At 40.9% G+C, this 8,206-nt stretch carries 3 protein-coding genes, 1 tRNA gene and 3 pseudogenes; all 7 read right to left on the reverse strand.

The window, feature by feature from the left end; translation table 11 throughout:
- Position 1 precedes the first annotated feature (1 nt).
- Positions 2–1,192: an HAD-IIIC family phosphatase gene (locus JCM15092_RS16510; RefSeq protein ID WP_369384646.1), complete on the reverse strand. Its 1,191-nt coding sequence runs from the start codon at positions 1,190–1,192 to the stop codon at positions 2–4.
- Positions 1,193–1,770, reverse strand: a pseudogene (locus tag JCM15092_RS17445) (HAD-IIIC family phosphatase); the annotation flags it as partial. It abuts the gene before it with no gap.
- 2 nt (positions 1,771–1,772) lie between these two features.
- Positions 1,773–3,007, reverse strand: a pseudogene (locus tag JCM15092_RS14905) (LegC family aminotransferase).
- Between the two features lie 32 nt (positions 3,008–3,039).
- The gene (locus JCM15092_RS04365) at positions 3,040–4,248 is read right to left on the reverse strand and encodes a polysaccharide biosynthesis protein (protein WP_024993597.1); all 1,209 of its coding nucleotides are present in this window, start codon (positions 4,246–4,248) and stop codon (positions 3,040–3,042) included.
- A gap of 90 nt (positions 4,249–4,338) precedes the next feature.
- A pseudogene (locus JCM15092_RS14910) lies at positions 4,339–6,248 on the reverse strand (polysaccharide biosynthesis protein).
- A 454-nt stretch (positions 6,249–6,702) separates the two neighbouring features.
- Complete coding sequence (locus JCM15092_RS04375; protein WP_024993598.1) at positions 6,703–7,737, reverse strand: hypothetical protein; 1,035 nt, start codon at positions 7,735–7,737, stop codon at positions 6,703–6,705.
- 342 nt (positions 7,738–8,079) lie between these two features.
- Positions 8,080–8,154, reverse strand: a tRNA-Pro gene (locus JCM15092_RS04380).
- Positions 8,155–8,206: the final 52 nt, after the last annotated feature.

Below are 8,206 nucleotides of genomic sequence, written 5' to 3' on the forward strand. Positions count from 1 at the left end.
ATTACTTTACATTAATAAAACATTCTCTATTCAAGTATGTTTCAACATCTAATTCGAACAAAGAAGATTCACTACCTTTCAACTTGATGAATCCAAGTCCAGTATAGTGTTCTGCTACCATTCCGTTTTTCTGAGTTGGGAGATACTCACCAATAATTTTCTTGTATCCATTCTCTTTTGCCCATGCAACAATTGTGTTTAAGGTGAAATTTTCCATGCTTCTCTTAAGTACACGACAACTCATAAACCAAGAGTCAATGAATAAATTTTGTTCGTGGTTGGTGATATTTCTGAAGTATACTGAATGATTTTTAATTGATGAAAGATTCTGTAAAATTACAACAGCAATCAGTCCATTGTCTCCAAACTTATCTTCAAGACTGAAGGCAAAACCTTTCTGATTCGGATCATTCTCGATGGCGATAATTTGATCTTCAGTATAGCGAATGGTACGGAGGTTGAACTGATTACTTCTCTGCGATAGCTGAGCCACACGAGGGGTGTTGAAACTTGTGAAACCGCTGACCTCAGAACCCATATTTAACGACTTGAGAAAATCTGACTCATTAGTGAACTTCTTAGAAGTAGATGCTCGCTGAGCTTCTACTTGATACTGTTTTGTACGATCCTTGTCAGCTGACGAATAGGATGCGGTTTCGAAAAGATTTAGAGTATAAAGGAACTCAAGATATTCTCCAGGATCCACTGGTAACTCAGGAACAGAAATCTCTGGTATGTTCTCACGAACCAAATTGCGCTCGAATGGATTGTCATCTAGAAATACCATCGAATCGAAACTTATGTTAAGAACACTTTGAATGCTTCGTATATTGTCTGCCTTATTATCCCAGTTAGCAACAAAGACTGATATATCATCCAACTTTAGCACCATCTCTGGATTCTTCACAAATGGTTCCTTCGCCTTATCCTCATCATTCTTGGAACATACGCAAACGATGATTCCACGATTCTTAAGTTTCTTGACCCATTGCTGAAACTCAGAGAAAGCCTTACCGATACCGAGGCTATGACCTACTTGGATATTCTCCCATCCGTCATCACCAACGACACCACCCCAAACGGTATTGTCAAGATCAAGAATAAGACATTTTTTGAACTTACCTTCGATGCTGCAGATGATGTCCAACGTGCGAAATGCAACATATGGAAGGGCATCGATGGAAAGAATCATTTCGGTGCTGACATAGACGGTTGAGTCAAACATGAAGTCGCGACCGAACTTGTTTTGGATGCTTGCAATATCACAGATGAAAAGGTTCGAATACTGTTGGGCAAGGCTCATCAGCTCAAGATTCAACTTTCTTACTTGGAACGTGAAACTTGAAACTACTTTATTGGCGTACGAGCGAATACCGTATCCTCAATCTCTGGATAGTTGTAGTAAATGATTTTGCCAACTACATTCTCGCAGATTGTTCGGATGAAGTTGATGCGCTCATCAGCCAGCGTGCTCCATTCGGAAACAGGCATAAGTGAGTACTGCTCCAGCAACTTGTGGGTTGACTGGAACACCACGGTATATTTCGCATCGTGTGCGTATAAATCACTTATGGGGTCAAGCACCTGACGCTCCACCTGATTGTATTCTGCCTCGAAAAGGTCGATGTTGTACCCACGATCAATGCCCTCACCCTTGATGGCTACCGCCAAGAACTGTGTAGCGGTATCGCCAAGGAGAGAAACCTTTAGAGTTGGGAGTGCTGAAACGTTCTTTTTGAAATTACGTTTGAGCTCTTTGAATTGTTTCATTCTTAGAGATCTTCTACTCTTACTGAACTTGGGATATTAACTACACGATCAGCGAACCAGATGGTGTTCTTGAGGCCATCGTTCTCGCAGTTCTCGAACATTGGCAGACGGTTCATGAGCTCCCAGATAGGTCGGGTCATGACGCCATTGTCGTTGGTCTGTTGGAGGAACTCGAGCTGAGCCTCTTTGTCCTTCAAGACAACGGCTGAGAGCCAATAGTTGGAGAAGGTATTCACGGGTTCTACAAAGAAGTCGATGCCGTCAAAATTCTTGAAGAACTCGATGTACTCCTGAGCCACCTTGCGCTTGCTGGCAATGTACTTGTCGAGATTCTCGAGCTGAGCACAACCGAGGGCTGCATTGATGTTAGGCATACGGTAGTTGTAGCCGATGTGGTCGTGACAGAACTCCCAACGGTGAGGCACCTTTGCCTGGGTGGTGATGTGCTTTGCGTATTCACCCAATGCCTCATCGTTGAAGAGCATCATACCGCCACCACCAGTGGTGATGGTCTTGTTGCCGTTGAACGAGATAGCACCAATCTTGCCGAATGTACCGGTGTGCTTGCCCTCGTAGGTTGAGCCGATTGACTCTGCAGCATCCTCTACGAGTTCTATGTGCCACTCTTCACAAAGAGCAGCCAGTTCCTCGATGCGAACAGGATGACCGAAAGTGTGCATTGGAACGCAAACCTTAATGCGACGACCAGTGCGCTTGTTGTAGCAAGCTTTGGTGTCAGGCTCACATGGGTATTGAGGAGTGGAGTAATCGGTATGAGTGAGGATTTTTGCGTTTGAGGTAGTCTTGTTTTCACGTACCTCGCATTAGCCTGCAGCCATTCCTTCATAGCATCAGGAGAGAGGCCCATGGTGCTCTTGTCCACATCGATGAAGACAGGATGTGCGCCAATGTATGAAAGGGCATTGCATGTTGCGATGAAGGTGAGTGCCTGTGTGAGTACCTCATCATCACGCTCAACACCTGCAAGCATGAGCGACATGTGGAGGGCATTGGTTCCCGATACGCACACAACAGCCTTCTTGGCTCCGGTGTACTTGGCCATATCCTCCTCGAAGCAATTAACGAACTTACCTACCGACGAAACGAAGGTAGTATCGATACATTCGTTGAGATATGTCTTCTCATTGCCAATGAATAAAGGGACTGCAAGAGGAGTGAATTCTTTATTTCCATATACTGATTTGATGAAATCAATCGTTTGTTTATAGTTTGCCATAAAACGTCAAGTGTTAATTGTCAACTTGTTAATTACATTTTCTGGTCGAGATTACGACCTTTTTCTTCATGTTCAAAATTAGGGATGAAGCGTTTGATTGAGTCAACCACTTCTGACTTTGTAAATTCACGTGATGAAAAGATACCTTCGAGTTCTGTAAAGAAGTCATTTACCTCAGTCATGTTTCGGCGAGTGGTTTCCTCTACCACACCGAGTGCAATGAAGCGATCCATGTTGACTTTTTCACCAGGAACATAGAACTCCTCGTATGCCTTCTCACCAGTGGTGTCTGACTTGAAGTAAACAACAGGATATTCCTTTGAGTCGTATGAAATAGCGTTTGATTTAGCCTTTGCTTCGGCATCGTTTGCGCACTCAACCTTCTCGAGTCCTTCTGCCTTCACAAAATCATCACAGATAGCAGAGAAAGTGAGCATCTGGTCTTCGCCCAACTTAGGGAAGAATACCTCACCTGCCTTACCGAGGATACAAGCGAGCATACATATCTGACCGGACTCTTCAGGAGAAACGAAGTATCGCTTCACATCGGATGGAGCTGCAAGTGGTTGTTTCTTCTGGAGGCGATGAATCCATCCGTCAGGAAGGGAACCGTTTGAGAATGCGACATTGGCGAAACGTGCGGTTGTGACCTTGAAGTGGATGTTGTATGCCATCACGAGATCCTCCATAATGCGCTTGCTGGCACCCATGATGTTGACAGGATTTGCAGCCTTGTCAGTGGATACACAGAAGAAGTGCTTTGGTGGATAGACGGTCAAAAGATCCATCAGCTTCTTTGCCTTGATATCGTTGTTCTCGATGAGCGCCTGAACTGAGTACTTGTCCTTCTCGGAACGTACGTGCTTATGAGCGGAGAAGTTGGCAACGATGTCGAAGCCCTTCTCCTCGCGGAAGATGCGTTCGAAGATAGGGTCGGCAAAGTTGAGAGTGTAGCAACGGAACTCGTCTGGAACAAAGAGTCCTTCGGTAGAACGAACGTCACGAACGAGTTCTGCAAGTCCGTTCTCGTTGAGGTCAACAACCACAACTGACTTTGGTCCGAAACGCAGAACTGCTTTAATGAAACTAGAACCAATAGAACCGGCACCACCAATTACACATATTTTTTTACCCCTAATCTCCTGGGTGAGTTTCTCTTTGTTAGCCTGAATGTCGGCTTCAAACATGCTGACGGGGCGTGAAGTGACTGAATCAGCAATGAATTTATCTATGTTGAACATATATATGTATTTTATTTAATATGATGCGTATCACTTACTACGTGCGAACCAATAAAACCTGCTCCGCCTGTAATGATTATATTTTTCATACTAATTATCTAAAGCTTCATATTTACTATGTTTACTCTTAAATTCAGGCACAAGGCTCTTCATATGCCTTACTATCTCCATATCGTTATAACCATCTCTGGTTATCTCGATAAGGTTATCAATATCACAGCATACCTCGTTGTAACCTAACTCACGTACAGTAGCAAGCTTAATCTTGGGATGCTCTGAGTGCTTGGTATTCTCATCATTGCTAAGCAACTCTTCATAAAGTTTCTCGCCATCACGCAAGCCGGTATACTTTATCTCTATATCTGATGCTCCCGAAAGGCTATCATACGTTTTGCAAGATCGGCAATCTTAACGGGTTTGCCCATATCGAATACATATATCTCTCCTCCACTGCCCATAGTACCTGCCTGAAGTACAAGCTTACATGCTTCGGGAATAAGCATAAAGTATCTGATGATTTCGGGATGGGTCACTGTTATGGGACCGCCACTCCTAATCTGCTTTTTGAATATTGGTATTACAGAGCCATTGGAACCAAGAACATTTCCGAAACGGGTGGTAACAAACTGGGTTGTTCCCTTTATTGTGGCCTCCTTTATGGCCTTATCGAGTGACTGACAATACATCTCACAGATTCTCTTTGAACAACCCATCACATTGGTAGGGTTGACAGCTTTATCGGTAGAGATCATGACAAATTTCCTTGCTCCATATTTTACTGCAAGATCAGCCATAATTTTTGTCCCATTAATATTATTTATTACAGCCTCACCGGGGTTATCCTCCATCATAGGCACATGCTTATAGGCTGCTGCATGAAATATATACTCAGGTAAATAACGTTTGAAGATAGTCTCCATATGCTTCGGGTGAGTGATACTTGCAGTTATAGTTTCACATGGTACGTGAGGGTACTTTTTATCCATACCGAGACGTACATCATGCAGAGGTGTCTCTGCCTGATCTATAAGTATAAGTTGTGCAGGATTGAAACTTGCCACCTGCTTAACTATCTCGGAACCGATAGAACCTGCTGCTCCTGTGATAAGTATTCGCTTACCAGTAAGTACATTTCCTATTGCATCAAGGTCTACCTCTATCTGATTGCGTGGAAGAAGATCCTCTATATCTACCTCCTTAAGCTGTGAGTCACGGATATCACTCTTGCCATCCCACTCATGAGGTGCGAAGAGCATAATCTTTACTCTTGCTTCCGATAGCATATCTATCATCTTCTGATTGTCACGCAAATCGTCCGTTTTAAGGGGACTTACCATAAGTATTCGTGTCTTCTTTAGACGCATCTTCCTCACAAGGTCCTCATCATTATAATATACCTTGGTACCCATAAGAAGATGTTTGGTGTCATTAGGATCATCGGATACAAATCCTGACACTATATATTGAGACTGCTGCGTTCTCAATGCCTTTGCCAATGCTATACCGCCACTCTTGACTCCATAGATAAAGACTCTCTGAGTGGTATCGGCAACGAAAAAAACATCACAGATATATTTTACCAGAATACGTACCGTCCACATTAATGCGGTAGTAATAATAAAGGCGCCTACCAGTTCTGACCATGATATACCTGCCAGGTAACTGTCTATTGGGGTGAGATGTCTTGCTATAAATATAAGTGAGACTCCTATGAAATTTGCAAATGCAACCCTTACCAAATCTACAAATGAAGAGTATCGTATAACACCGCTATACGAGTGGGTTAATCGGAATCCTATTAAAAAGAAGAGGAGATAACAGCACCACGCAAAGGTTATACTTGGCAGTGTGCTGAGTGTATGTAATAAACCGTTCTTGAGAATATGGACAAATATACCGGATGCAACAACTATAAAACAGTCGAGCAGAAGCACCATCCAATATGGAAGGGCACTCTTGGTAAAATAAAAATTCGCTATTCTATTAAATATTTTAATCATCTTAAAAGCTCTTAGTTATAAAAGACATATTACAGCATACAGCAAGAATTGCTAAATTAACAATTGTAGTATTGATATAACTTTATACTTCTTTATAAAACAAAGAGATACAATAATTAATCAATTACTACATCTCTTTCTATTCTTTAATATTTATAATCATTTCTTTAAAATTTATCATCATTTTTCGTTTAAAATTACTTTGATCTCAAAATTTCTCCCAAAAATAGTAAAAAATCCCACTTCTGAAAAATTATAAACGCATAAAGTGAAAACTGAACTCAACTATATTCAACAATTTTAATTAAATAATTGTTTATAAGTCGACTCGGTAAATAAACAAATAATCTGAGAAAATGTTCGTAAAAGGTTTAAAAAAGAGTGAGTCGCACTTCTGTGATGCAACTCACCCAATATAAAAAAGGTTATAGAGTATTATCTACTCTAAATAATGTCATTCACATACATTGTTAAGATTCTTCATATCCTGATAGAAACGCTCACATTTATAATCAGGAAAATCGTCCATCTCAACCATTATGTTCGCATAAAACTTAGGCTCACCCCCTGCTTTGTCATATGGTACAACTGAATTACCGTAAGACTTGAATATGATAGGAAGCCGATAACGCAAACCACGGTATATATCGAAATCTATCTCAATTATGATGCGTTGAAGATTTCCAAACTCATCTATCTTCTTAATAAAATGCCTGCAATATGTTAGTGTAGGAAATACTGCTCTTACACATTCGTTGTCTATATATGGATCACCTCCCAACACTGTCCTGGTACATAGTGTAACTACAGTAATGGTAATCCTGACAACACGTACATAATCAGGGAAATTGATAATGAAGTCATCTTTGCAAAGGTGCTCTCTACGACCTTCTACAGTGAGGTTCACACGCCTGGGTGAAGAGTATAACAGTTTATTAACCCTCAGTGAACGATCATTGTGAATTAGATGATGTAAGTCTCCCTCTTCAAACACCTCAATGGAATTTAGAATTGCTGACTTGACAGATTGTGCCGGCAGATGAGGATAAATGGAAAGCATCTTTGCTGCCAACTTTACAGGTTCAAGTGCTTCCGGCGAATCGGGACTGCCCCAATCGACAAAGAGTACATTGGTGAACCTACACATATAATACTTCATTGAGTATCCATTATAGTCGTGTAGGAAGATCAAGCAATCACAAAGTCTTGCCTCCTCATCAAGCACATTAATGGATTTAAGGATAACCTCCTCGTACAGTTGACAATCTCTACTCTTGGAGATGTCAAACAGACGAACTCGTTTTTCACTGTTTTGCTCCTTCATATAATCCAACATCATACGAATCTGGAGTTCTGAACTTGTGCCACCATTGATTGTGACAACGGAATAATTTTCATGATGACGAAGTAGCTTTTGACTTCCTATGAAGACATCTTTATAAACTTCGTCAACTTTCTTTAAAGAAAGATTTTTGTATTTATCTTTCATCTTAAAAAAAGATTATGTTTTAGATGTTGCCAAGAGTTAGTTCTCCTATTTACATCTATCCACTAAACAAAACAGGTTTAAATATTGTTTTAAATAATAGAACTTTTTTTAAAAAATAAATGACATTCTATAAAAATAATTTATTATGCCTTAAATAACTCCTTTTAATATGTTATAAAACGGATCATGACAAGATGATGAACCGATCATGACACGTTCAAGCTCCGATCATGATTCGTTGATTAACCGATCATGATCAGTTTAAGCTCCGATCAGGACAAACTTTGTTACAAAAAGATTAAACGAAAAAGAGACTTTCTTTTCATAAAATCTCTTTATTCGTCGGGGTAGCGGGATTCGAACCCACGACCCCCTGCTCCCAAAGCAGGTGCGCTAACCGGACTGCGCTACACCCCGTAGTTTATATCACTTTTTGTTATCGGAAATTTTTATTATGTCGGGGTAGCGG

Source organism: Phocaeicola paurosaccharolyticus JCM 15092, assembly GCF_000613805.1.
Classification (GTDB): Bacteria; Bacteroidota; Bacteroidia; order Bacteroidales; family Bacteroidaceae; genus Phocaeicola; species Phocaeicola paurosaccharolyticus.

Bases quoted from the DNA above. Each gene is read 5' to 3' on its own strand.
- JCM15092_RS16510 (WP_369384646.1), bottom strand. From the start codon at position 1,192: ATGATTCTTTCCATCGATGCCCTTCCATATGTTGCATTTCGCACGTTG.
- JCM15092_RS04365 (WP_024993597.1), bottom strand. From the start codon at position 4,248: ATGTTCAACATAGATAAATTCATTGCTGATTCAGTCACTTCACGCCCC.
- JCM15092_RS04375 (WP_024993598.1), bottom strand. From the start codon at position 7,737: ATGAAAGATAAATACAAAAATCTTTCTTTAAAGAAAGTTGACGAAGTT.